Here is a 22,123-nt window from a genome sequence, read left to right as displayed (position 1 = left end):
CTTGATTTTTTCTATCTTTATTTAAAAGCGTTTTTCAAACCTTCAACGGCACCTTCTACAGCACCTTTAGCGTCTTCTACAACGTCTTTTGCCTTAGCAACTGTTTTTTCAACAGCTCCTTCAAGTTCTGTCTTGCTATCCCCAGTAACTTTACCAAATCCTTCTTTGATAGCGCCTGTTGCTTGTTCCAATTTGTTTTCAAGTGACATATGATTGTCTCCTTTAGTTTATTCCGATATGTGTTACCGGTTACATATAGTTTATACCGAATACTAAGGAAAGTCAAACAATGTGCTCAGAAACAAGAAATCACGCCAAGTAGAAAGTTAATCTTTCCTTATCAAAATCGATAGCCAACTCATACTTTCCATCTTCATTTTGAATAATATAACCTAGTACAACTAAACTGTCCACAAAGATGTCACGACGTTTCTGCATAAGCTGATCTTTTTTGAGAAATTTCAACAAAAAAGTCGTCATATATTTGAGAGCATACTCAGGATTGACATCTCCCAAAATGTCATAGAGCTCCTGCTGTTTTTCTGTCAAAGGATACTGCTGTTTGACCTTGTAAAAATAATTAGACAATGTCATTTTTGTTCTCGCAAAATCTGTCTTTTCAACTAAAATAGCTGCATTGGTTTGATTGCGCAATTCCGTCTCAAAACTCTTCTGTAACAAGGCTTGATAGATCGGACTAGCTTCGCTGACAAAAATCTCTTGATCCAGTTCAAGACTATCGAGTGATTCAAGCATAGGAAGACTAAGGTAATAACGCTTATTTTCCCGTAGAATCCAGCCTGCCTTTATATACTCTTCCATGAGTTTATCAACTGTCACTTCTGGAAATTGAGCCTTGATTTCCCGTAAAATCACATCCTCATGCTGATCCAGATAGCGGATCAGTTCTCCAAAAAATGGCTGTCTCGTCAAACGAGATGGATTAAAAATCTGAATCATGAAGATTCCTTTCTTTACATTCTAACAGAGACGATGCCGCCAGCTGACTGGGATTGGTCCCAGCTTGGTTCAAAGGAACAGGCAGACCTAATTCTCTGTAATACTCTCTCCAAAAATCACTAATCTCCTGCTCCCCATCTCCAAATTTCATAGGTATGGTCTCAAAAATCGGTAGGATTTCTGCCATGTACTGGGAACAGTAAAAACCAGCTCCATCTGGATAGAAAGAAGCATTGTAGGATGCTCCTAGATGTTTGCAAGCTTTTTCCTTCACAGACTGGATATCAATTTCTGGGTAAACATAGAGGTCGTACAAGTGATTGGACTCAAAGAAGTCTGCTGGTTCTTGACAAACCACACCAGCCTGTCCACTAGCGTGGTAAATCATCCCATCCAAACAAATGGCAACATGGTTATAGTTGCCTGTGGAAGTCTGGATGGCCTGTCCCATATCTGACTCATCTCTCACAAAAATCAAATCACCATTTTCTAACATGCTTCACTCCTAGAAAAAAAGGAGCCGAAACTCCTTTCGATATAAGACAAACTATCCTTTCCGATTTTGAACTGACACTCAAAATCTTAAGCATTGAAGCTTTCAGTCAATTGAGGTACCACTTGTTTCTTACGTGAAACGGCACCAGCAAGGAAGGCGTGGTTGTCTGCAAGTTTAAAGTTGAAAGCTGCTTCAACCTTGCCCATATTAGCACCAAGTGCTAGGATTTCTGAGTTTGAGTTGACGATATCTGTAATCATCAAGACAAAGTCAGAGTAGCCATTTGCTGTGTTCGCAGCTTGCATTGCAGCTTCAATTTCTGCTTGACGTTCCAAAACTTCAGCGATGTCAACTGTGTTTACTTGAGCAACACGGACATTATTTCCGTTCAATTCAAAAGTCTTAGCATCGATGTCAATCAATTCGTCAGCAGATTTGCTAGCCAAGTTTGTACCAGCTTTCAACATAGCCAAACCATATTCTTCCAAGTTGACACCAGCTAATTCAGCCAATTCAGGAGCAATAACTTTATCTGTTGGGTGTGTTGTTGGTGATTTCAAAAGAAGGGTATCTGAAATCAAACCTGAAAGCATCAAACCTGCAATCTCTTTGGGCACAGCTACACCATGTTCTTTGAACATACGATAAACGATTGAAGAAGCTGAACCAACTGGCTCCAAACGCATGTAGAGTGGGCTTGCAGTTTCAAAGTTAGCCACACGGTGGTGGTCTACAACACCATAAACTTCTACTTCAGCGATATCTGATACAGATTGTTGGAATTCATTGTGGTCAGTCAGGATAACTTGCTCTGCTCCTTCTGCTTTGGCAGAAGTAATGACACGCGGTGCTTCTACACCAAAATAGTTCAAGACAAAGGCTGTTTCTTCATTTGGAGTTCCAAGGGCGACAGCTTCCGTATCCAAACCGTAAGCTTCTTTTGCAAGGTAGGCAAAGGCTACAGATGACCCGATGGCATCTGAGTCTGGATTTTGGTGACCAAATACTAGAATCTTAGACATGATAATACCTCATTTTGTTTATTCTCTTTATTGTAGCATTTTTTTCGCTTTTTGACAAAAGTAAGAGGAGTCAAAGGACTCCCCGCTACTCTTCAAAATAACTGAGTAAATTTCTATCTTGATTTTCAGATAAAAATATTTCCTTCTGTGGCCTCTTCTTACGCTTGAGAAGGGCTTCTGCCGACATGGCTTCTTCCTTACTGGCAAATCCTTGAGCATAGATAAGTTTGACTGGTAAGCGAGCCCTAGTATACTTGGCTCCCTTACCACTATTGTGGACAGCGAGGCGTCTCTTCACATCAGTCGTATAGCCTGTATAGTAGGATCCGTCACGGCACTCCAGCACATACATATAAGCCTTATAATCCATAATAAATCTCTTCGAGTTCCGGCGTATAAGAGCCATCATCATTGTGGACAATGAGAGGTGGCAATACCTTAAAGCCACTTGTCGAGCCATCCTTGATAGCCTCAATCAAAAGCATATTGGCTTCCTTTTCTCTTTTTGGATAAACAAACTGCAGGCGCTTAGGGGCTAGATTATGCCGTTGTAACGTATCCAAAATATCCAGAAGTCGATCAGGACGATGAACCATGGCCAAACGCCCATTAGACTTGAGAATACTCTGGGCACTACGACAGATTTCCTGCAAATTGGTCGTGATTTCATGTCGAGCCAAGAGATAATGCTCGCTCTCGTTCAGATTGGAATGAGGATCCACCTTGAAATAGGGTGGATTACACAAAATCATATCCACTTTACTTCCCTGGATGTATGCAGGCATATTTTTCAAATCATCACAGATGACCTCCATCTGCTCTTCCAAACCATTCAAACGGACAGAGCGCTCAGCCATATCCGCCAAACGCTCCTGAATCTCAACAGCCAAAATCTGTGCCTGAGTACGAGTGCTAGCAAATAGCCCCACTGCTCCATTCCCAGCGCAGAAATCCACAATCAAGCCCTTTTTAGGAAAACGTGGAAAACGTGACAAGAGAACACTATCCACCGAATAGCTAAAAACCTCTCTATTTTGAATAATTTTGATATCTGTTGAGAAGAGCTGGTTAATTCGCTCCCCTGATTTTAATAATTGTTCTTCTTCCATGGTTCTATTATAGCAGATTTATATTAACATTACAAAAAATATAAAATTCTAAACTACTTCTTCTTTTTTAAATAGTGCAGGGCTTCTCTAGTCCAGATTGGTAGCATTCGTCGAAAGGGCGCAAAGCCGTAGTTAAAGCGGTCGCTTGAAAAGCGTCTCCGTCTCGGAAACTGGTGCTTTTCTTCCTCCAAAGTGCGGATAGAAAGACTGGCTTTCCCTGTAAATTCATCTAAATCCACTACCTGAACTTGAACCTCTTCATCGACTTTCAAGGCTTCATGAATATTTTCAATAAAGCCTGTCCGAATCTCTGAAATGTGAATCAGCCCCGTATCACCTGTCTCTAGCTCAACAAAGGCACCGTAGGGCTGAATCCCTGTAATACGGCCCTTTAGCTTATCACCGATTTTCATCTTAGTCCTCGATTTCAATTGTTTCAATCACAACATCTTCAACTGGCTTGTCCATAGCCCCTGTTTCAACAGCAGCGATTGCATCCAAAACAGCGTAAGATGCTTCATCAGCTAACTGACCAAAAACCGTGTGACGGCGGTCTAGGTGAGGAGTTCCTCCTTGGTTGGCATAGATTTCCGCAATCGGTTCTGGCCAACCACCACGAGCAATTTCTTTCTTAGAATAAGGCAAATGCTGATTTTGCACGATAAAGAACTGGCTGCCGTTGGTATTTGGACCAGCATTGGCCATGGAAAGAGCACCACGGATATTGTAAAGTTCTTCTGAGAATTCATCCTCAAATGATTCGCCGTAGATTGACTCGCCACCCATACCAGTTCCAGTTGGATCTCCACCTTGGATCATAAAGTCCTTGATAATACGGTGGAAAATGACACCATCATAGTAGCCATCTTTTGAAAGCGCAACAAAGTTAGCCACTGTTTTAGGAGCATGTTCAGGGAAGAGCTTAATACGCAAGTCTCCGTGATTGGTCTTAATGGTCGCAAGAGGACCTTCTACTGTTTCAATGTCTACTTGTGGGAAATGCAATTCTTTTTCTACCATACCAAATCCTTCTAAGGCATCAAAAATGCCATCTTCTTCTAGTGTTTTTGTAATATAATCTGCTTTTTCTTTGATATTTTCATGAGAAATTCCCATGGCAACGCTGATTCCAGCATAATCAAAGAGTTCCAAGTCATTCAGCCCATCTCCAAAAACCATGACATTCTCTGGTTTCAAGCCAAGGTGTTCCACAACCTTTTCCACACCCGTCGCTTTGGAGCCTGAAATCGGCACAATATCAGACGAATGCTCATGCCAACGAACCATGCGAAGTTTGTCTGAGAGACTATCAGGCAAACGCAAGTCATCTCCTTTATCTTCAAAAGTCCACATCTGATAGATATTTTCTTTTTCATGGAAATCAGGATCTACATCTAAATCGGGATAAATTGGATTGATAGCTTCACTAATCATATCGGTGCGAGTCGACAACTTGGCATCATGACTTCCAACTAAACCATACTCAATTCCCTCTTCCTTCGTCCAAGAAATGTACTCCTCAACATCTGACTTCTCAATCTGATGTTGATAAATGACCTGACCTTTTTTATCTTCAATGTAGGCCCCATTTAAGGTTACAAAAAAGTCAGGCTTGAGCTCACGAATCTCTGGAACGACACCAAAAATCCCCCGTCCAGAAGCAATACCTGTCAAAATTCCTTTCTCACGTAATTGCTTAAAAACCGTTGGGATTGAAGCCGGAATAAAACCTGTCTTTGAATTCCGCAATGTATCATCAATATCAAAAAAGACGATTTTAATCTTCTTTGCCTTGTATCTTAATTTGGCATCCATCTCACTACCTCTTTCAATCTAACTCTTTCCATTATACCATAAAGTAGAGAAATCCCACATCCCCAATAAAGTCCTTGTCTCTTATCCGAATTCCTTTACTAGATACAAAACCAAATCATCATTATTTTGGCTAGTTGCATTCATTTCCAAGGGTTGATTTCGATACCAGACACCTGTCCCATCTGGAATGTAGCCCCGTCTGATATACAATCTCTGGGCAGGGCCATAGCCTAAGTGCAAACCTACACCAAGAGTGACCTTACTCGAAACAAACTTGACTCGTTTTTCTGCTTCTTCTAGCAATTGATTCCCAATCCCTTGATTTCGAAAAGGCTCAAACACATTAAAATCTGATAATTCTGGATAGACTTCTGCAAAAGGACCATGTTTAGCCAAAGGTAAAATGGTAACGTAGCCCGCTACAGCACCATCAATCTCTGCAACTAAGACTCCTCTCTCCCCACTTTCCTGTTCCAGAAAATATCTAGCCAAAATTTCCTCTCTACCAGGCCAACCTTGATTCATAAATCCATGAGATAAGGATTCAATATCAGACTTAATCATATTTCTAATCGTACAATTCATCTTTGACTTACCCACCTTTACTCTTTCTATTACCATTATAGCACGCCAAGGTCAGAAAAAAACTATCTCGTGAAAAAAGACCCGTCGGGGTCTGAAAAAGAGGTCCACCCTAACTCCAACTCACTCTCTCATTTCAAAGCTCGTGAAAAAAAGACCCAACCGGGTCTTAATTCGCTTTCTTGTTTTCAAGCTCATGAAAAAGAGGTCCACTGGACCCCTTTTTTTAATCTTCGTTTACGAAAGGCATCAAAGCCATTACGCGAGCGCGTTTGATAGCTGTTGTTACTTTACGTTGGTTTTTAGCTGAAGTTCCTGTTACACGACGTGGAAGGATTTTCCCACGTTCTGAAACGAAACGGCTAAGAAGCTCAGTATCCTTGTAATCAACATATTCAATTTTGTTTGCTGCGATGTAATCAACTTTTTTACGGCGTTTGAATCCGCCACGACGTTGTTGAGCCATGTTTTTTCTCCTTTATAATTTTACTTGTCCATTAGAATGGTAAATCATCATCTGAAATATCCAATGGATTTGTTGCTCCAAATGGATTTTCATCACGTGAAAAGTCTGGTACTGAATTTGTAGGTGCTGAATAGTTTGCAGTTGGGGCAGAGTAACCTCCACCTGTATGACCTTCACGCACACTACGGCTTTCCAACATTTGGAAATTCTCAGCCACGACCTCTGTCACGTAGACACGTTGTCCTTGCTGGTTATCGTAACTACGAGTCTGGATACGACCTGTCACCCCGATAAGTGAGCCTTTTTTAGCCCAATTAGCTAGGTTTTCAGCCTGTTGACGCCACATAACGACATTGATAAAATCAGCCTCACGTTCGCCATTTTGACTCTTAAATGTACGGTTTACTGCAAGAGTAAAAGTCGCAACTGCTACATTTGATGGGGTATAACGCAACTCAGCGTCACGTGTCATACGCCCTACAAGTACAACATTGTTAATCATAGTTTACCTTCTTACGCGTCAGTTTTGACGATCATGTGACGAAGAATGTCAGCGTTGATTTTTGAAAGACGGTCAAACTCTTTAAGAGCTGCATCGTCGTTTGCTTCAACGTTAACGATGTGGTAAAGTCCTTCACGGAAATCTTTGATTTCGTATGCAAGACGACGTTTTTCCCAAGATTTTGATTCAACAACAGTTGCACCGTTGTCAGTCAAAATAGAGTCAAAACGTGCTACCAAAGCGTTTTTAGCTTCTTCTTCAATGTTTGGACGAATGATATAAAGAATTTCGTATTTAGCCATTGATATGTTCCTCCTTTTGGTCTAATGACCCCAAGACTTTGCAAGGGGTAAGTGAGGTTCGCTCACAATAAACTATTATACTAGAAAAAAATTTTTTACGCAAGTAAAAACACCGAAATAAAAAAAGAAGATGACGAATCATCTTCTCAAAAACTATGAGTTTTTAGTCCTCTTTTTTCTTGCGAGCAAGAAATCCAAATCCACTCAAAGCTCCAAGGAGTCCAAGTGCAGCTAGACTAGCATTAGCTTCTGTACCTGTGTTAGGTAACTCTTTTTGACCTTCAACATATTTAGGTGTTGCTGGTTGGGTAGCTGAATCAGTTGCTACTGATGGTTCAGCTGGTGTTGGAACAGCAGGTTGGCTTGGAGTTGTTGGTTGTTCCGGTTGCACTGGAGCTACTGGTTGTTCTTGATCGATTGGATTTGTCACTTTCTTATAGTGATGTAAGGTATTTCCTTTAGCATCCGTTGTCGAATGACTATATTCATATCCTTCCAACTCTATCGGATTGTGTTTTCCTTCTTTATCTGAAGTAATTCGGTTACCATTTTCATCTAGGTATTCCGTTACAATTTGAACTGTTGAATCACCATTTTGAGCAATGACTCCTCCACCATTTTGTGATTTAGGTGTTACTGTTACTGGTACGTCGACTGTAATAATACGACCATCCGGTAATTTTACTTTCACTTTAACCACTGGTTTTACTACAGGTGTTTCAGTTGTTGGAATTTCTCCTACTTCTACAATTTCCCAACCTTCTGGTAGATCTACTTTCTTCTTAACATCTTCTTCAGTAATTGGTGTTCCCACTCCTACTACAATAGGCGTTACTTTTGGTGTTACTATTACTGGTACATCTACTTCAATTATCTCACCAGTTGGAACTTTAATTTTCACTTTAACGCTTGGTTTTACTCCAGCTGGAATTGTTGTTGGGATTTCTCCTACTTCTACAATTTCCCATCCTGGCTCTTTTGGTAAATCAATATGACCTTTTACATCATCTGGTGTGATTGGAGTTCCTTGTGGTACAACAATTTGTCTTACAGTTGGTGTTACGATTACCGGTACGTCGACTGTAATCTTACGTCCATCTGGTAATTCAATTTCCACTGAAACAACTGGTTTTGTTCCTGGTGTTGTAGTCGTTGGAATTTCGCCCACTTTTGTTACAGTCCATCCTTTTGGCAATTCGATATGTTTCTTAACATCTTCTGACGTTACAGGCGTTCCTACTGAAACTACTACAGGTGTTACTTTCGGCGTTACGATTACTGGGATATTCATCGTTACTCGAATTCCATTTGGCAATTCAACTACAACTGGAATACTTGGTCTTTCACCTGGAACATCTGTTGTAGGTTTATCTCCAATTGAGATAACTTTTACTCCTTTTGGAATGTGTTTTTCAACATCCTCAGCAGTAATTGGATCACCTTGTTTTTTAACAATATCTTCAATAGGTGTTACATTCACTGGTACTTCTACCGTAACTACTTTGTCATTTGGTAATGTAATCGTTACTTTTACTGGATCTTTCTTACCTGGTGTTGTTAAGTCTGGAAGATCTCCTACCTTAACTGTTGCTCCGTCTGGTACTTTAATTTGTTTTAATACATCCTCTGGAGTCAATTTATCTTTTGTAACTGGTGTTTCAATTGGAGTGATTGGTGTTACATTAACCGGTACTTCTACCGTAACTACTTTGCCATTTGGTAATTCCACAGTGACTTTAACTGGATCTTTCTTACCTGGTGTTGTTAAGTCTGGAATGTTTTCTACCTTCGTTACCTTGCCTTCTGCAGGAATCTTGATGCCTTTAGTGTAATCCTCTGATGTTAATGGAGTCTTCGTAACCGGAGTTTCAATTTCCTTCACTGGTGTTACGTTCACTGGGACTTCCACTGTAATTACTTTCCTATTTGGTAATTCTACCGTTACTTTAACTGGATCTTTCTTACCTGGTGTTGTTAAGTCTGGAATGTTCTCAACATTCGTTACCCTGCCTTCTGCAGGAACTTTAACATATTTAGAAATATCCTCTTTTGTTAAAGGTGTATTCGTCACTGGGGTTTCGATTGGTTTTGGTTTAGCTTCCACTACTTTAATGGTTGCTGGAACTTCTACTAATACATTACCATTTTTATCTTTTACTACAACTGTAACTGGTTTATCCCCTGGAGTTGTTCCATCATATGGAGTTGTTTGTCCTTCTGGAACTTTGTATTCAAACGTTGACCCTTCTGGATAGTCACTTGGTGTGATACTATCTTTCGGTTTTGGTTGATTTTCACCTGTAGCATTAATAGGAATTAATTGTTCTTTTCCTTCTACTACTTTAACCTTAGCTGGTACTTCAACAAGTGTGTCATCTCCATCTTTGGCAACAACGACTACATCTTTTTCGCCTGGCGTTGTTGTGTCCACTGGAGTCTTATATCCAAATGTAATTTCATCTGGATATTGTTCAGGATCAATACTCTTAGATGCATCTGGTTGTTTGTTTGATTTATCAACTGGCACATATTGTATCTTCGGTTCTACTACTACAATTGTCGCTGGAATTTCTGTAATTGGTTGTCCATTCAACTTAGCTACTACTGTTACAGGTTTCTCACCTGGTGTTGTTGTATCTACCGGAGTGTTATCTTTATATTCAAATGTTGTTCCAGTTGGGAAATCATTTGGATTAATGTTTTCTTTTGGATCTGGCTGTTTCTTAGCTGGATCTACTGGTACATATTTAGGATAACTTTCTACTACTCGTACTGTAGATGGTACTTCAACTAATACCTTATCCCCTTGTTTCACAACAACAGTAACTTTCTTATCACCTGGTGTAGTTGTATCTACTTCTTCTTTGTACTCAAATGTTGCATCTTTTGGATAATCATCCGTATCAATACTATCTTCAGGTGATGGTTGTTTTTTACCTTCATCAACTGGAACGATTTGTGGGTAACCTTGTACAACTTTCACTTTTGTTGGAACTTCAACAAGTGTATCATCTCCATCTTTCGCAACGACAACCACATCTTTTTCGCCCGGCGTTGTTGTGTCTACAGGTGTCTTGTACTCAAATGTTATTCCATCTGGGTATTGTTCTGGATCAATACTCTTAGAAGCATCTGGTTGCGGTTTACTTGGATCTGCTACTACGTATTGTGTCTTAGGTTCAACGACCATCACTTTTGCTGGGACTTTTGCAATAACTTCATCGCCAATCTTCGCTACAACTACCACATCTTTTTCGCCTGGCCTTGTTGTATCTACAGGAGTTTCATAAGTAAACTCTGTATCTTTAGGGAAGGCTTTAGGATCAATACTTCCTTCAACAGCTGGTTGTTTTTTATCCTTGTCTACTGGCACAAATTGTGGATAGCTTTCTACAACACGTACAGTTGCTGGGACTTCTGCAATAGGATTACCCTCTTTATCTTTTACAATGACATTGACTGTATAATCACCAGGCATTGTGGTATTCACTGGAGTTTTTGGATCATATTCAAATGTTGAACCCTCTGGGTATTCCGTTTTATCAATACTGTTTTCTGGATTTGGTTGTTTATTGTTTTCATCCACTGGAACGATTTGAGGAACTCCCTCTACAACAGTTACTGGAACTTTAACAACGGTTGTTTTTTCTTCCCCATCAACAGTGTACTTCACAGTAACATTTACATCAATATCATCTGACAAATCTGGATTTTCTACATTTTCATCAATACTTACATTTGTAACATTTGCTGGAAGTTTTCCTTTAAATGTACCATCTGCAATAGCTTCTTTCGCCTTAGCAAGAACTTTTTCTTTTGCTTTTTCCTTGTCGCTATCTTTAGCAACAATTAGACCTTTCGGTGTTGGTTTTGGAAGAACTATTACTTTAACTATTACTGGTTCTGTTAAAGTTGCTCCATTTTGATCCGTATAAGTTACTGGTACAGTTACTTCTTTCACACCTGGGTTTGCAGTAATATCTTTTGCTAAATCTGTAGGCTCACCCTTCGTTCCATTTTCACCAGGAGTAACAGCATCTGTAATATCCTTAGTTGTAATTTCATCTCCTTCAAATACAACTTTAGATGTCGGAGTTGAACCAACTACATTTACAGGAACGTCGACGTCAACTGAAATGTCATCAATAACTTTTCCAGTAGCCTTATCTCTATATTTAACAGTTACTGACACTGGAGTTTGTTGCCCATTTTGATCAGTTTTTGGAGTTACAATAGCGTCATCTGTTACAAATGGAGTTACACCATCAGGAACATTTGTTAATCCAGTAATTGCTTTATTAACGTTTGCTCGAATAGCATCGATTAATTTCTCGTTAGGTGTACCATTTAAGACTGTAATGCCTTTTGGTTCTGGTTTTGGTAATACTGTTACAGGGACATTTACAGTTTCATCTCCAGTTGAATATTTAACTGTAGTTGGTACTACTACGTCTGTTGCTCCAACTTTTCCTGTTGTATCTGGTAAATTCGCATCCGTTGGATCTTGTACTGTTCCACCTTTACCTGGTGTAACTGCTTCTTTTACTTTAGCTGGATCTAGTTTTTGACCTTCTACAACGTAGACAGATTTAGTTTCAGAACCTTTAACGTTTACAGTAATTTCAGCATCTTTTGTATATTCAACGCCATCTACTGTGTAAGTTACTGGAACTTTTACTGTCCCTCTTTTTGTTCCTTTTTCTGCAGTCATTGTTGCTAAAACTTTTTCTGTAATCTCACCAACCACTACATCTTTAAAACCTTCTGGTAATTTAGCTTTGAAATCAGCTGATGTTGCTACTTCTGTCGCTTTTGTTTTAGCAACTTCTTTTACTTTATCTACTGAGGCTCCTTTGTGTACTTCTACTTCACCAGTTGCTTTTGGTAAGACAGTTACTGGGACTTCAACAGTTTCATTAATGTTTGTTCCATTTATTTCATGTGTGATAGTTGTAGGAATCTTAAGTCCTGCTTCCCCAGCTTTTCCTGTTGTATTAATCACATCTGCTTCATTAGGATTATTCACCACTCCAGTTTTAGTATTAATTGTTGCTGATGTAACAGAAGATTTCACTTGGTCATCAGTAATCTTGTCTCCTTCGAATACTACTAACTTATTGGTAGTTGATTTCACTACATTTACTTCTATATCTACAGTATTTTTATAATTTTTTCCATCTCGACTATGAACTACTGGCACTTTTATAACACCGGCATTCTCTTTCGCTACGTCAGTAGCAACAACTCCCGTAGACATTCCTTGATCATCTAGAGTAGCCGTAGCATTAGTTTCATCCAGTTTTCTCTTGTATTCTTCTGATTCAATCTTTTCTTTCGCTTTTAATTTAGATAGCTCCTTGATCTTATCTAAACTAGTTCCGACTGGAACAGTGATTTTATCAACATCAGTAAATGAATCGATATACAAGGTCTTTTTATATTTGTAGTTCGGTTCATTTGAATATTTAAGACTTGGAGCATTGACATTTTCTGGAACATCATAAAAATTGGAATCATTATTTCCGTATTTATGGAGAACATTTCCCAAAGTATCATCTCCTGGAAATCCATTTTGACCTGAAACTTCAAAGGTAGAACTACCCACATAATCTGCTGTTGTTTCAAATGGAATTTTAACAATAAAGTCTTTTGAACGTCTATCTCCAGCTAAAATGTCTCTTCTTTTAGAGTTTATCCCAAAACTTAGTTCTGACTTGTTTTTATCAAATCTAAAATTAGTTGTCCAAGTATTGTTTAATTCATAAGCAGCCTGTCCATTAGCTTGGTTTAAATCTAACGTTTTCCCATTGGCATTTAAAGTTCCCAATACTACACCTTTTGGAACTTTAATCGTTACTTGATAGGTGCTTTGGAATTCAGTGATAGATGCTCCACCTAAGTTTCGTATGTTTAAATCAATTGTTCCTGTTTGTTTTTTACCATATATAGCATCATCGGTAAACCCATATTTCCCAGATTTCTTTTCACTAGTGATATTAGTTGAAATATTAACGGCTGGACCTGTAGCAATCCCGATACCTCCAATGATATAACCATCTTCGATAGGGTTATTGCCAAGTGTTTTGTTGGTTTGTCCTGGACTTCCTGCTTCAACAATCACACGAACTTTTGTGGTTCCCTCTGGGATATGGACAGCACGAAGTAAATTTCGCCAACCATTTCCGACACTGCCAGGATTTTGCTCAAACTCCGTTTGTGAATTTCCACTTTTACGCTTCAATTCCGTTAGTTTTTGACCAGTATAAGCATCTACTATTGTTAATTTAACATTTTCTCCTTCTGATGGTAGAGCAAGTGGTCCATAAGCTCCATTATGTAAAACATTCACAAAGAGCAGAGAGTTAGGGTTAACATCCACATCTCGATAAATTCCATTACCTTTCTTCCCTAACTCTAAGTAATAGTCTCTATCAACCCTTCCTAATCCCACTTTTTTCATGTCCTCTGCAGAAATTAACCCAGATAACATACCACCACCTGCATTAGGTCTATTTTGTCCACCAGTGGCTGTTACTTTATCATTATTGCTATATATCTTAGCAGATTTCGGAGTGTAGGTTTGGTTAGGTTTAGGGGTGATATTGGTAGGGGATTCTCCTTTTACTAGAGTCACCTTTTCTGTATTATTTGTTAATTTCCAACCATTTAGCTTGGTGCCATCTGCTGCCTGTTCTCTGGTAAGTTCTAGTTCCTTCCAATGATATGTAGCTGAACCAACATTCGGACTATTAGTATCTGGACCTAATTGTTGATCCCCACTATCTTTTTGTTTACTAATAGCACTAGAGAAGTTCTGTTCACCAAAACCTTCCTTTAAATTTGCAAAAACACCTGTTTCATTATTATTCCCAAATCTAACAGCATTATTATTGATTGGTGCACCCCAATCAACTTTACCTGATTGATAATAACGAAGAGTATCTTTTTGAGCTTTTAGCTTTTGGAGAGCAGCATGCTTTTCTTTTTCAGTTGTTAGACTAGCTATTTCTACGTTATAAATAGTTTCTGACTTAGTCTTAATCGTGTTCAAAAGTTCAACAAATTCTTTATCTATCTCACCCTCTCCCTTTGCTTCCTCAGTAGAGATTTTAGCCGTAAGTTTTGTAATTTCACCTTGTAATTCTTGTTTAGCTTTTGTCAGTTCATCATCTGATACTCTTGCTACATCTGCAAGCGGAGTTTCTTGAGCACCTGTAGCCTCTCTAAACCCACTTTCCCCGTTTCCAGGAATCACTTGTCCATTACGCGAGTCTTGATTATTGTTTGCTTTCTTCTTTTCTGCTTTTGGCATACTTTCAATAACGAAAGCTTTGTTTTTTAATTCTCGCGTAGCTTTATCTACTTCTTCTTGTGTTGCTTTTTCATTTGATAGGAAGGTTTGAGCCTTAGCTAGTTCTTCCTTAGCATTTTCGATTGTTGCGGCAGTCTTTTCAGATACGCCTGCTTTTTCAAGAGCTGATTGCATACGAGCAATAGCAACTCCCAATTTGCTTGTATCAACCTTTGTAACTTCTGACGCTTCAATTGCTGTTTCTGGTTGTGGTTCCACAGTTGCTGGCACCTCTGGAACTGATGCCGCCGGTTCCATTTCTGAGTCTGTCGAACTTTCACTAGCTAGTGTATTGTCATTCACTTTTGAAAGTGAGAGCGATTCACTCTCTCCCTGTACTCCTCCTTCAGCACCTACTTCTGGTCTAGCTGGAACTACTGGAGAATTTGCTTGAACGCTGCCCCCACCTAAGAAAAACAATCCTGTAGCTACAGCTACACTAGCTACCCCAAAACTAACCTTACGAATGCTATAACGTGTAAATTTTTCCACTTGTGAACGAGCATGTACGCCTTTATTCTTAAACATTGCTACACTCCTTTTGTAATGATTATCTGTTAATATGTTTTGAGGAAGCAAATAAAAAGCCCCCCTAAAATATCGTAGCATATTTTAAATGGGCTTAATTTATTATACTCTTTTTTTATCTACAAATCAAACATTATGACGTAACTAAAAATCTAAAATTTTCTTCTTATACTCAATGAAAATCAAAGAGCAAACTAGGAAGCTAGCCGCAAGCTGTACTTGAGTACGGTAAGGCGACGCTGACGTGGTTTGAAGAGATTTTCGAAGAGTATTATTTGTTAAAACCTTCAGAAGATTAGCTATGACTCGAACTCTAAGAGCACTAAAGGCTGGGCAAAAACCCGCTTTTGTCTTATTTCAATCCACTATACCTGATAATATTTCCTTTCGCTTCCAGAGATTTCTATGAAAAAAACGCCACATGGGCGTTTTCCTGTTCTTATGGTTTGATACGATGCAACATACGTGGGAATGGGATAGCTTCACGGATGTGTTTTGTTCCTGCTGCGAAGGTGACCATACGCTCGATACCGATACCAAATCCTCCATGTGGAACTGTACCGTATTTACGAAGGTCAAGGTAGAATTCATACTCTGTACGATCCATGCCAAGTTCATCCATCTTAGCAACTAATGCATCGTAGTCTTCCTCACGCATAGACCCACCGATGATTTCTCCATAACCTTCTGGAGCAAGCAAATCTGCACAAAGCACGCGCTCTGGATTTCCAGGAACTGGTTTCATGTAGAAGGCCTTGATAGCTGCTGGGTAGTTCATGACAAATGTTGGCACACCAAAGTGGTTTGAAATCCAAGTTTCATGTGGTGAACCAAAGTCATCACCATGCTCAAGATGTTCATAGTCAGCGTCTTCATCATTTTCATGCTCTTGCAAGAGGTCAATGGCTTGATCGTAAGTGATGCGTTTGAATGGCTCTGCAATGTAGCGTTTCAAGAGTTCTGTATCACGTTCCAAAGTTTCCAAGGCTTGAGGCGCACGGTCAAGAACACCTTGTAGAAGAGCTTTCACATAAGCTTCTTGCAAGTCAAGCGACTCATCATGTGTCAAGTAGGAGTACTCTGCGTCCATCATCCAGAACTCAGTCAAGTGACGGCGCGTTTTTGATTTTTCGGCACGGAATACTGGACCAAAGTCAAAGACACGACCAAGAGCCATAGCGCCTGCTTCTAGGTAAAGCTGACCTGATTGGCTCAAGTAGGCTGGCGTTCCGAAGTAGTCTGTTTCAAAGAGTTCTGTTGAATCTTCTGCCGCGTTTCCTGAAAGGATTGGGCTATCAAACTTCATGAAACCGTTCTTGTCGAAGAACTCATAAGTTGCATAGATAATAGCGTTACGGATTTGCATCACGGCTACTTGCTTACGAGAACGAAGCCACAAGTGACGGTTGTCCATCAAAAAGTCTGTTCCGTGTTCTTTTGGTGTAATTGGGTAGTCTTGAGATTCACCGATCACTTCGATGTCTGTAATATCCAACTCATAACCAAATTTAGAACGTTCGTCTTCTTTAACAATACCTGTCACATAAACAGAAGTTTCTTGGCTCAAGCGTTTGATAACATCAAACTTCTCAAGTCCTACTTCTTCACCAAATTTTTCGACAAAGTTTGGTTTAAAAGCCACACCTTGGAAGAAGGCTGTTCCATCACGCAATTGCAAGAAGGCAATTTTCCCTTTTCCTGATTTGTTGGCAACCCAAGCGCCAATCGTCACTTCCTGACCAACATAGTCTTTTACATCAATAATCGTTACACGTTTTGTCATTATTTTTCCTTTTCTTTTTCTTTTATTTTTCCATAAATGCTTTCAAGCGTTTAACAGCTTCTTTAAGCGTGTCTAGGTCTGTCGCATAACTGAGGCGCACATTTTCTGGCGCTCCAAATCCTGCTCCTGTTATGAGTGCCAAACCAACTTCCTCAAGAATAGCTGTTGTAAAGTCAGTCACATCCGTATAACCTTTCATCTCCATAGCTTTTTTGACATTTGGAAAGAGATAGAAAGCTCCTTGTGGTTTGACAACTTCAAAACCAGGGACTTCACACAAGAGTGGATAGATAGTATTGAGACGTTCTTCAAATGCTTGACGCATAACTTCCACAGAATCTTGCGGTCCAGTTAGGGCTTCGATGGTTGCATATTGTGAAACAGCAGTTAGGTTAGAAGTTGTTTGACCTGTCAATTTGCTCATAGCAGCAATGATTTCTGGATCACCTACCGCATAACCAACTCGCCAACCCGTCATGGCATAGGCCTTAGATACACCGTTGATAACAATGGTTTGCTTACGAATTGCTTCTGATAGACTTGAAATTGGAACAAATTCATTTCCATTATAAACAAGGCGACCGTATATATCATCTGCTAAAATCAGAATGTCATGCTCAACTGCCCAATTTCCGATAGCTAGTAATTCTTCACGAGTATAGATCATACCAGTCGGATTAGATGGTGAATTGAGAACCAAAACCTTGGTCTTATCAGTGCGAACTGCTTCTAACTGCTCTACAGTTACCTTAAAGTGGTTGTCTTCCTTAGCTGGAACAAAGACTGGTACCCCTTCTGCCATCTTGACCTGATCTCCATAACTAACCCAGTATGGAGTTGGGATGATGACTTCATCACCTGGATTGACCACAGCCATAAAGAAAGTATAGAGGGAGAACTTGGCACCTGTAGCAAAGGCAACCTCGTTACTTGCGACAGAATAGCCATAGTAGCGCTCGAAGTAGGTATTCACCGCAGCTTTTAATTCTGGTAGACCTGAAGCTACTGTATAGAAGGAAGCCTGTCCTTCTCGAATAGCTTTAACTGCTGCATCTTGAATATTTTTGGGAGTATGGAAATCGGGCTGACCTAAAGTTAAGAAAAGTACATCTTTTCCTTCAGCCTTTAACTTCTTTGCTCTTGCATCACTAGCCAGAGTCACACTTTCTTCCATTTCTAAAACACGGTTGGATAGTTTCATAGGCCCTCCTTATTGACCAATGCTCCTGTTTCAAAATCTACTAGATAAAAATCAGATCCTGACTTGACTTCCCAGATTGGCTTGTCTTGATAACGGCCAAAGGTAATCTTGTCAATCTCGCCAGCTCCTTTTTCCTTAGAAACCGCTTCTGCTTTTTCTTGTGAAACACCTTGATTTAGCTGATAAACGTAAATCTTATGGTCATCTTTTCCAATCAGGACAGCAAGTGCTTCTTGTTTTTTATTACGACCAAGAATGCTATAATAGGATTCCAAGCCATTGTATAAGTCAACCTGATCAGCCTGCTCTAATCCTGCATACTGCTGAGCTAATTTTTCTCCTTCACTTTTAGCTGTTTGATAGGGTTTCATACTCAGAAACACTAAATACAGAAAGGAAGCACTGATAACCACAAATAAAATCGTCATCCCTAGACCATACTGCCACAGTAGATTATTTTTTGCTTTGTTTTGTCTTTTTTTCACTCGTCTATTTTACCATCTATTAAGCTTTATTACAAGTGAATGCAAGAATACTCTTCGAAAATCAAATTCAAACCACGTCAGCGTCGCCTTACCGTACTCAAGTACAGCTTACGGCTAGCTTCCTAGTTTGCTCTTTGATTTTCATTGAGTATAAGCAACCAATTCTATTTCTTCCTTCAAAGCAAACTGATTTTTCTTAGTTAAAATCGAGTAAGAAAAGTAAAGACAGCTCCAAAATCAACCTATTAAAAAACCTGAGCTTGGCACTCAAGTTTTCAGAAATTATTTTAATCTAGGAAATAATTTTTTCATCCATTCTTTTAGCCATTTTCCCTAAAAATACAGGCAGTAAAAGGCTAATCATGACTAAAAAGAATCCTAGATAAAGAAATGTTAGCACAAAGCCTAAATGGTCAATCAACCAGCCTGTCAGTGGGAAGAAGACAATCATACTTAGGCTAAACATCATAGAGTAGACACTCAGCATGGTTGCCCTTACTTCACTTGGGAGCCGATCTTGCAAATCATTGTCAAAAATCGGCTGAAAAAGAGCATATAGAGCATTACTAATCAAATAAATCAAAATATAGATTAGAGGTGTTCCAAAGTAAGACAGCAGGTAGGTAACTCCAGTCAGCAGGACGAGGATAGGGAAAAGCTTCAAGGCAGCATATTTCTTTCCAATCTTACTCGCTAGATAAACTGCGACGATATTCAAGAGACTACCAAGTAGCATAACTGCTGAAATTTGCCAACTACTTAAATCTGGTAACTGATTTTGATAGTAAAAATAAAACATGCACATGAGTACTCCGACAATCTGAGACAAAATCATCCAGTTGAAAAGCAAGGGATTTCGCTCCAACTCTTCCTTAACAGTCCAAATAATCTGTCTCATAGTCACACTATCAGCTTTTTCTAGCTTGACACTAGGTTCTTTCAGCATCCAAATCAGGAAAAGAACTATGATAGAAGTCGCAATCATGATATAGTAGGTCAGGTGCAATTGACCATGGACAAAAAATCCTGCCAACACTGTCCCCAAAGACCGAGTTCCTTCTGCTACTCCTGACATAAAACTTGAAATGGATAGATAGCGCTCCTTCAGTCCAGCCTCCACGGCTGAATCATAAACCATTGCTGTGCTTGTGCCTGAATCAAAATTATAAGACAAGGCACTTACCGCCATCGCTAAGGCATAAATCCAAAAATTTCCCTGCCCAGCCAACATGAGAATAGAAGACATAATCCCTGCTATTCGGCTTAAATAAAGGTTGGTCTTATAGGAATAGCGATCAGCCAACATTCCAGATGGAATTTCACAGAGAAGACTGGTAGTATGAAAAATACTTTCCAGAAGTCCAATCTGCCAAAGAGACATTCCGTTTTGACTAAGAAAGAGAATCCAAAAGCTGGTAATCCCTAAAAAAGCAAAAAACTCAACTCCGGCCATTAGGCCAATATTTTTCCGATAATTTCTTATTAACATTTTTTTCTCCTTTAACAAGTGTATTATTATTTCTTTTGTCCGTCACTTGTTAATCTGTGTCTTACATGATCTCCACCCCTTTTTAGAAGCATTCTTCAATGCCATTATTGTTCCTGAAATGATACCGGAAAATAGCTGTTATGCGGTTTCTATTACGAGTTTTCTTGTTTATTTTAGCACTTATGTCATCATATTACAAGAGAATGTTAGAATACTCTTCGAAAATCAAATGCATTCCAGTCGCAAATAACTAGAGTTTCTGAAATTTTATATTTCTCAAATAATCTCTGAGCAAATTTCTTGCAAGTCCTTTTGTTTTGTTGTAATATATTTTATAACAACGAGAGAGTTCTCGTAAATTTAAAGAAAAAGGAGACACATCATGTCTAAAAAAGTATTATTTATCGTCGGATCACTACGTCAAGGTTCTTTTAACCACCAAATGGCTCTCGAAGCTGAGAAAGCACTTGCTGGTAAAGCGGAAGTTAGCTACCTTGATTATTCAGCTGTTCCTCTCTTCAGCCAAGATTTGGAAGTTCCAACTCATCCAGCTGTAGCGGCTGCTCGTGAAGCGGTTCTCGCTGCGGATGCTATCTGGATCTTCTCTCCAGTCTACAACTTCTCTATCCCTGGAACAGTGAAGAACTTGCTTGACTGGCTATCTCGTGCCCTTGACTTGTCTGATACACGCGGCGCTTCTGCCCTTCAAGACAAGTTTGTCACAGTATCATCTGTAGCCAATGCAGGTCACGATCAACTCTTCGCTATCTACAAAGACCTCTTGCCATTTATCCGTACACAAGTCGTTGGTGATTTCACCGCTGCACGTGTCAATGACTCTGCCTGGGCAGACGGAAAATTGGTTCTCGAAGAAACAGTCCTAAACTCACTTGAAAAACAAGCGGAAGACTTGGTCAATGCGATCAAGTAACTAACATAATAAAAGCGAACAAGACTACTTTTCTGACACTCAGAAGCCTAGCTTGTTCGCTTTTTTCTCATTTATAAACTAAAATAACTGGTGATACATATTGTCCAATACAAAATATCTGATTTCTATACTTCCTTAACAAAAACCAATTCCTGTGGCTGTGACAAATCTTCTCGGTAGTTAAATCCTGCAAAGCTTAAACGCCGAGCTTCCTCCACCGTCTGCACTTGATTTTCTATCATAGCGGTTAAAAAGGCACCACGCGCTTTCTTAGAAATAGTTGAGTGAATTTTCAACTGATTACCCTTGTCCTCCATAAATTTGAAGGTCACCATTTTTTCTCTGATTTCCTTAGAAAATACAGTCTCAAACTCGGATGACAAGAGGGAGAAAATCACTTCTTCCTGCTTCACAGCTTCATCATAGACTACCTTCCAATGGCTCTTCAAAGTCTTACCAGCGACTTTCAACTTCATCAAAAAGTCCAAACGGTGAGGTGGCATAGGTGACAAGGCTGGAACGACTCCGTACAAAGCCGAAGTAATAAAGACATGATTTTCAAGATAGGCTTGTTCTGCCTCGGTCAACTTATCTCTCTTGATATGGCGGTACATGAGCCCATCAAAAAGTTTCAAGGCTGGGTAGTGTTGAGCAGTTTTGTTTTTTAAAGCTTGGATATTTTGAAATTCTTCCGCCGCCTTCTCGGCTGATACCTTGTAAAAACTCTCCAATTGACTAGCAGAATAGAGAGCCAAGGCATCCAGTACGGCCTGACTTTCTGGTTTTAAAGGAGTGGCTTCAATACTTGGCAAATCTGTGTTCATTTCTTTTGCTGTTGGGATTAAAATTTTCATATTAATAGTGTAGCATATTTTTTAGCCGCTACCAATAAATTCATCTGAAAAACCTCGGTTTGACCGAGGTTTCTATATTTATTTCGGCCATCCTAACCAGACAGCCACGAGAACAAGGGATATGCCTGCTAAGCTTGTTAAGATAGATAAAAGTTTATCTTTTTTCTCCTTGAACTGAGAAAAACCTATCTTCAAAGCGAGCAGTCCGAGTAGCATTGAAGCAATCATCACATAAAAACCCATTTGT

General features: G+C 39.5%; 20 protein-coding genes. 1 reads left to right on the top strand and 19 read right to left on the bottom strand.

Annotation, left to right across the window (positions count from 1 at the left end):
• Positions 1 to 17: 17 nt before the first annotated feature.
• From SP4011_RS03875 to SP4011_RS03795, 17 genes are all read right to left on the bottom strand, one after another.
• Positions 18 to 209, bottom strand: coding sequence for a CsbD family protein (locus tag SP4011_RS03875; RefSeq protein ID WP_049521477.1), 192 nt, complete (start codon positions 207 to 209; stop codon positions 18 to 20).
• A gap of 100 nt (positions 210 to 309) precedes the next feature.
• Positions 310 to 960 (bottom strand): DUF1803 domain-containing protein, encoded by a 651-nt coding sequence (locus SP4011_RS03870; RefSeq protein WP_338619963.1) that lies wholly within the window; start codon positions 958 to 960, stop codon positions 310 to 312.
• Positions 944 to 1,456 carry a YiiX/YebB-like N1pC/P60 family cysteine hydrolase gene (locus SP4011_RS03865; RefSeq protein WP_338619961.1) on the bottom strand — a complete coding sequence of 171 codons (513 nt, stop codon included), beginning with the start codon at positions 1,454 to 1,456 and terminating at the stop codon, positions 944 to 946. The genes SP4011_RS03870 and SP4011_RS03865 overlap by 17 nt, the downstream gene beginning before the upstream one ends.
• An 86-nt stretch (positions 1,457 to 1,542) precedes the next feature.
• Positions 1,543 to 2,478: a manganese-dependent inorganic pyrophosphatase gene (locus SP4011_RS03860; RefSeq protein WP_338619959.1), complete on the bottom strand. Its 936-nt coding sequence runs from the start codon at positions 2,476 to 2,478 to the stop codon at positions 1,543 to 1,545.
• Positions 2,479 to 2,563: 85 nt separating this feature from the next.
• Entirely contained in the window at positions 2,564 to 2,848 is a 285-nt protein-coding gene (locus tag SP4011_RS03855; protein ID WP_338619957.1) for a GIY-YIG nuclease family protein, read from the bottom strand.
• Positions 2,838 to 3,587 carry a tRNA1(Val) (adenine(37)-N6)-methyltransferase gene (locus SP4011_RS03850; protein ID WP_023933164.1) on the bottom strand — a complete coding sequence of 250 codons (750 nt, stop codon included), beginning with the start codon at positions 3,585 to 3,587 and terminating at the stop codon, positions 2,838 to 2,840. Before SP4011_RS03850 ends, SP4011_RS03855 begins: the two co-directional genes overlap by 11 nt.
• 53 nt (positions 3,588 to 3,640) lie before the next feature.
• Positions 3,641 to 4,000: a S1 RNA-binding domain-containing protein gene (locus SP4011_RS03845; RefSeq protein WP_338619956.1), complete on the bottom strand. Its 360-nt coding sequence runs from the start codon at positions 3,998 to 4,000 to the stop codon at positions 3,641 to 3,643.
• 1 nt (position 4,001) lies between these two features.
• On the bottom strand, positions 4,002 to 5,402 hold the full coding sequence (locus SP4011_RS03840; protein ID WP_338619955.1) for a bifunctional Cof-type HAD-IIB family hydrolase/peptidylprolyl isomerase: 1,401 nt from the start codon (positions 5,400 to 5,402) through the stop codon (positions 4,002 to 4,004).
• An 81-nt stretch (positions 5,403 to 5,483) separates the two neighbouring features.
• Entirely contained in the window at positions 5,484 to 5,987 is a 504-nt protein-coding gene (locus SP4011_RS03835) for a GNAT family N-acetyltransferase (protein WP_338619953.1), read from the bottom strand.
• 223 nt (positions 5,988 to 6,210) lie between these two features.
• Complete coding sequence (rpsR, locus tag SP4011_RS03830) at positions 6,211 to 6,450, bottom strand: 30S ribosomal protein S18 (protein ID WP_000068664.1); 240 nt, start codon at positions 6,448 to 6,450, stop codon at positions 6,211 to 6,213.
• Between the two features lie 31 nt (positions 6,451 to 6,481).
• Positions 6,482 to 6,952 carry a single-stranded DNA-binding protein SsbA gene (gene ssbA, locus SP4011_RS03825; RefSeq protein ID WP_050253293.1) on the bottom strand — a complete coding sequence of 157 codons (471 nt, stop codon included), beginning with the start codon at positions 6,950 to 6,952 and terminating at the stop codon, positions 6,482 to 6,484.
• Positions 6,953 to 6,963: 11 nt separating this feature from the next.
• Positions 6,964 to 7,254, bottom strand: a complete 291-nt coding sequence (rpsF, locus tag SP4011_RS03820; RefSeq protein ID WP_001151778.1) for a 30S ribosomal protein S6 — start codon at positions 7,252 to 7,254, stop codon at positions 6,964 to 6,966.
• Between the two features lie 163 nt (positions 7,255 to 7,417).
• A complete protein-coding gene (locus tag SP4011_RS03815; protein WP_173249887.1) occupies positions 7,418 to 15,133 on the bottom strand; it encodes a Rib/alpha-like domain-containing protein in 7,716 nt (2,571 codons plus the stop codon).
• A gap of 439 nt (positions 15,134 to 15,572) precedes the next feature.
• Entirely contained in the window at positions 15,573 to 16,916 is a 1,344-nt protein-coding gene (gene asnS / locus SP4011_RS03810; protein ID WP_000167160.1) for an asparagine--tRNA ligase, read from the bottom strand.
• Between the two features lie 22 nt (positions 16,917 to 16,938).
• A complete protein-coding gene (locus SP4011_RS03805; protein ID WP_338619946.1) occupies positions 16,939 to 18,117 on the bottom strand; it encodes a pyridoxal phosphate-dependent aminotransferase in 1,179 nt (392 codons plus the stop codon).
• Complete coding sequence (locus SP4011_RS03800; protein WP_261024035.1) at positions 18,114 to 18,602, bottom strand: DUF5590 domain-containing protein; 489 nt, start codon at positions 18,600 to 18,602, stop codon at positions 18,114 to 18,116. Before SP4011_RS03800 ends, SP4011_RS03805 begins: the two co-directional genes overlap by 4 nt.
• 292 nt (positions 18,603 to 18,894) lie before the next feature.
• On the bottom strand, positions 18,895 to 20,091 hold the full coding sequence (locus SP4011_RS03795; protein ID WP_338619943.1) for an MFS transporter: 1,197 nt from the start codon (positions 20,089 to 20,091) through the stop codon (positions 18,895 to 18,897).
• Between the two features lie 382 nt (positions 20,092 to 20,473).
• Here SP4011_RS03795 and SP4011_RS03790 point away from each other — a divergent pair, with 382 nt between their 5' ends.
• Positions 20,474 to 21,022 carry an NAD(P)H-dependent oxidoreductase gene (locus SP4011_RS03790; protein WP_164226624.1) on the top strand — a complete coding sequence of 183 codons (549 nt, stop codon included), beginning with the start codon at positions 20,474 to 20,476 and terminating at the stop codon, positions 21,020 to 21,022.
• A gap of 125 nt (positions 21,023 to 21,147) precedes the next feature.
• Here SP4011_RS03790 and yaaA read toward each other — a convergent pair whose 3' ends face one another.
• Positions 21,148 to 21,876, bottom strand: coding sequence for a peroxide stress protein YaaA (gene yaaA / locus SP4011_RS03785; RefSeq protein WP_338619942.1), 729 nt, complete (start codon positions 21,874 to 21,876; stop codon positions 21,148 to 21,150).
• A gap of 78 nt (positions 21,877 to 21,954) precedes the next feature.
• Positions 21,955 to 22,119, bottom strand: coding sequence for a YczI family protein (locus SP4011_RS03780; protein WP_192851961.1), 165 nt, complete (start codon positions 22,117 to 22,119; stop codon positions 21,955 to 21,957).
• Positions 22,120 to 22,123: the final 4 nt, after the last annotated feature.

Origin of the sequence: Streptococcus parapneumoniae, from assembly GCF_037076355.1 — a bacterium.
GTDB lineage: Bacteria > Bacillota > Bacilli > Lactobacillales > Streptococcaceae > Streptococcus > Streptococcus parapneumoniae.
The sequence above is the reverse complement of the archived record's forward strand: the minus strand, read 5'-3'. Positions and strand labels throughout refer to the sequence as shown.

What these genes read in the sequence shown, in the direction of transcription:
- SP4011_RS03875 (WP_049521477.1), bottom strand. Translation starts at nt 209, where the DNA reads ATGTCACTTGAAAACAAATTGGAACAAGCAACAGGCGCTATCAAAGAA.
- SP4011_RS03805 (WP_338619946.1), bottom strand. Translation starts at nt 18,117, where the DNA reads ATGAAACTATCCAACCGTGTTTTAGAAATGGAAGAAAGTGTGACTCTG.
- SP4011_RS03795 (WP_338619943.1), bottom strand. Translation starts at nt 20,091, where the DNA reads ATGTTAATAAGAAATTATCGGAAAAATATTGGCCTAATGGCCGGAGTT.
- SP4011_RS03840 (WP_338619955.1), bottom strand. Translation starts at nt 5,402, where the DNA reads ATGGATGCCAAATTAAGATACAAGGCAAAGAAGATTAAAATCGTCTTT.
- SP4011_RS03860 (WP_338619959.1), bottom strand. Translation starts at nt 2,478, where the DNA reads ATGTCTAAGATTCTAGTATTTGGTCACCAAAATCCAGACTCAGATGCC.
- asnS (WP_000167160.1), bottom strand. Translation starts at nt 16,916, where the DNA reads ATGACAAAACGTGTAACGATTATTGATGTAAAAGACTATGTTGGTCAG.
- SP4011_RS03790 (WP_164226624.1), top strand. Translation starts at nt 20,474, where the DNA reads ATGTCTAAAAAAGTATTATTTATCGTCGGATCACTACGTCAAGGTTCT.
- yaaA (WP_338619942.1), bottom strand. Translation starts at nt 21,876, where the DNA reads ATGAAAATTTTAATCCCAACAGCAAAAGAAATGAACACAGATTTGCCA.
- SP4011_RS03850 (WP_023933164.1), bottom strand. Translation starts at nt 3,587, where the DNA reads ATGGAAGAAGAACAATTATTAAAATCAGGGGAGCGAATTAACCAGCTC.
- rpsF (WP_001151778.1), bottom strand. Translation starts at nt 7,254, where the DNA reads ATGGCTAAATACGAAATTCTTTATATCATTCGTCCAAACATTGAAGAA.
- SP4011_RS03780 (WP_192851961.1), bottom strand. Translation starts at nt 22,119, where the DNA reads ATGGGTTTTTATGTGATGATTGCTTCAATGCTACTCGGACTGCTCGCT.
- SP4011_RS03835 (WP_338619953.1), bottom strand. Translation starts at nt 5,987, where the DNA reads ATGAATTGTACGATTAGAAATATGATTAAGTCTGATATTGAATCCTTA.
- SP4011_RS03865 (WP_338619961.1), bottom strand. Translation starts at nt 1,456, where the DNA reads ATGTTAGAAAATGGTGATTTGATTTTTGTGAGAGATGAGTCAGATATG.
- SP4011_RS03855 (WP_338619957.1), bottom strand. Translation starts at nt 2,848, where the DNA reads ATGGATTATAAGGCTTATATGTATGTGCTGGAGTGCCGTGACGGATCC.
- rpsR (WP_000068664.1), bottom strand. Translation starts at nt 6,450, where the DNA reads ATGGCTCAACAACGTCGTGGCGGATTCAAACGCCGTAAAAAAGTTGAT.
- ssbA (WP_050253293.1), bottom strand. Translation starts at nt 6,952, where the DNA reads ATGATTAACAATGTTGTACTTGTAGGGCGTATGACACGTGACGCTGAG.
- SP4011_RS03870 (WP_338619963.1), bottom strand. Translation starts at nt 960, where the DNA reads ATGATTCAGATTTTTAATCCATCTCGTTTGACGAGACAGCCATTTTTT.
- SP4011_RS03815 (WP_173249887.1), bottom strand. Translation starts at nt 15,133, where the DNA reads ATGTTTAAGAATAAAGGCGTACATGCTCGTTCACAAGTGGAAAAATTT.
- SP4011_RS03845 (WP_338619956.1), bottom strand. Translation starts at nt 4,000, where the DNA reads ATGAAAATCGGTGATAAGCTAAAGGGCCGTATTACAGGGATTCAGCCC.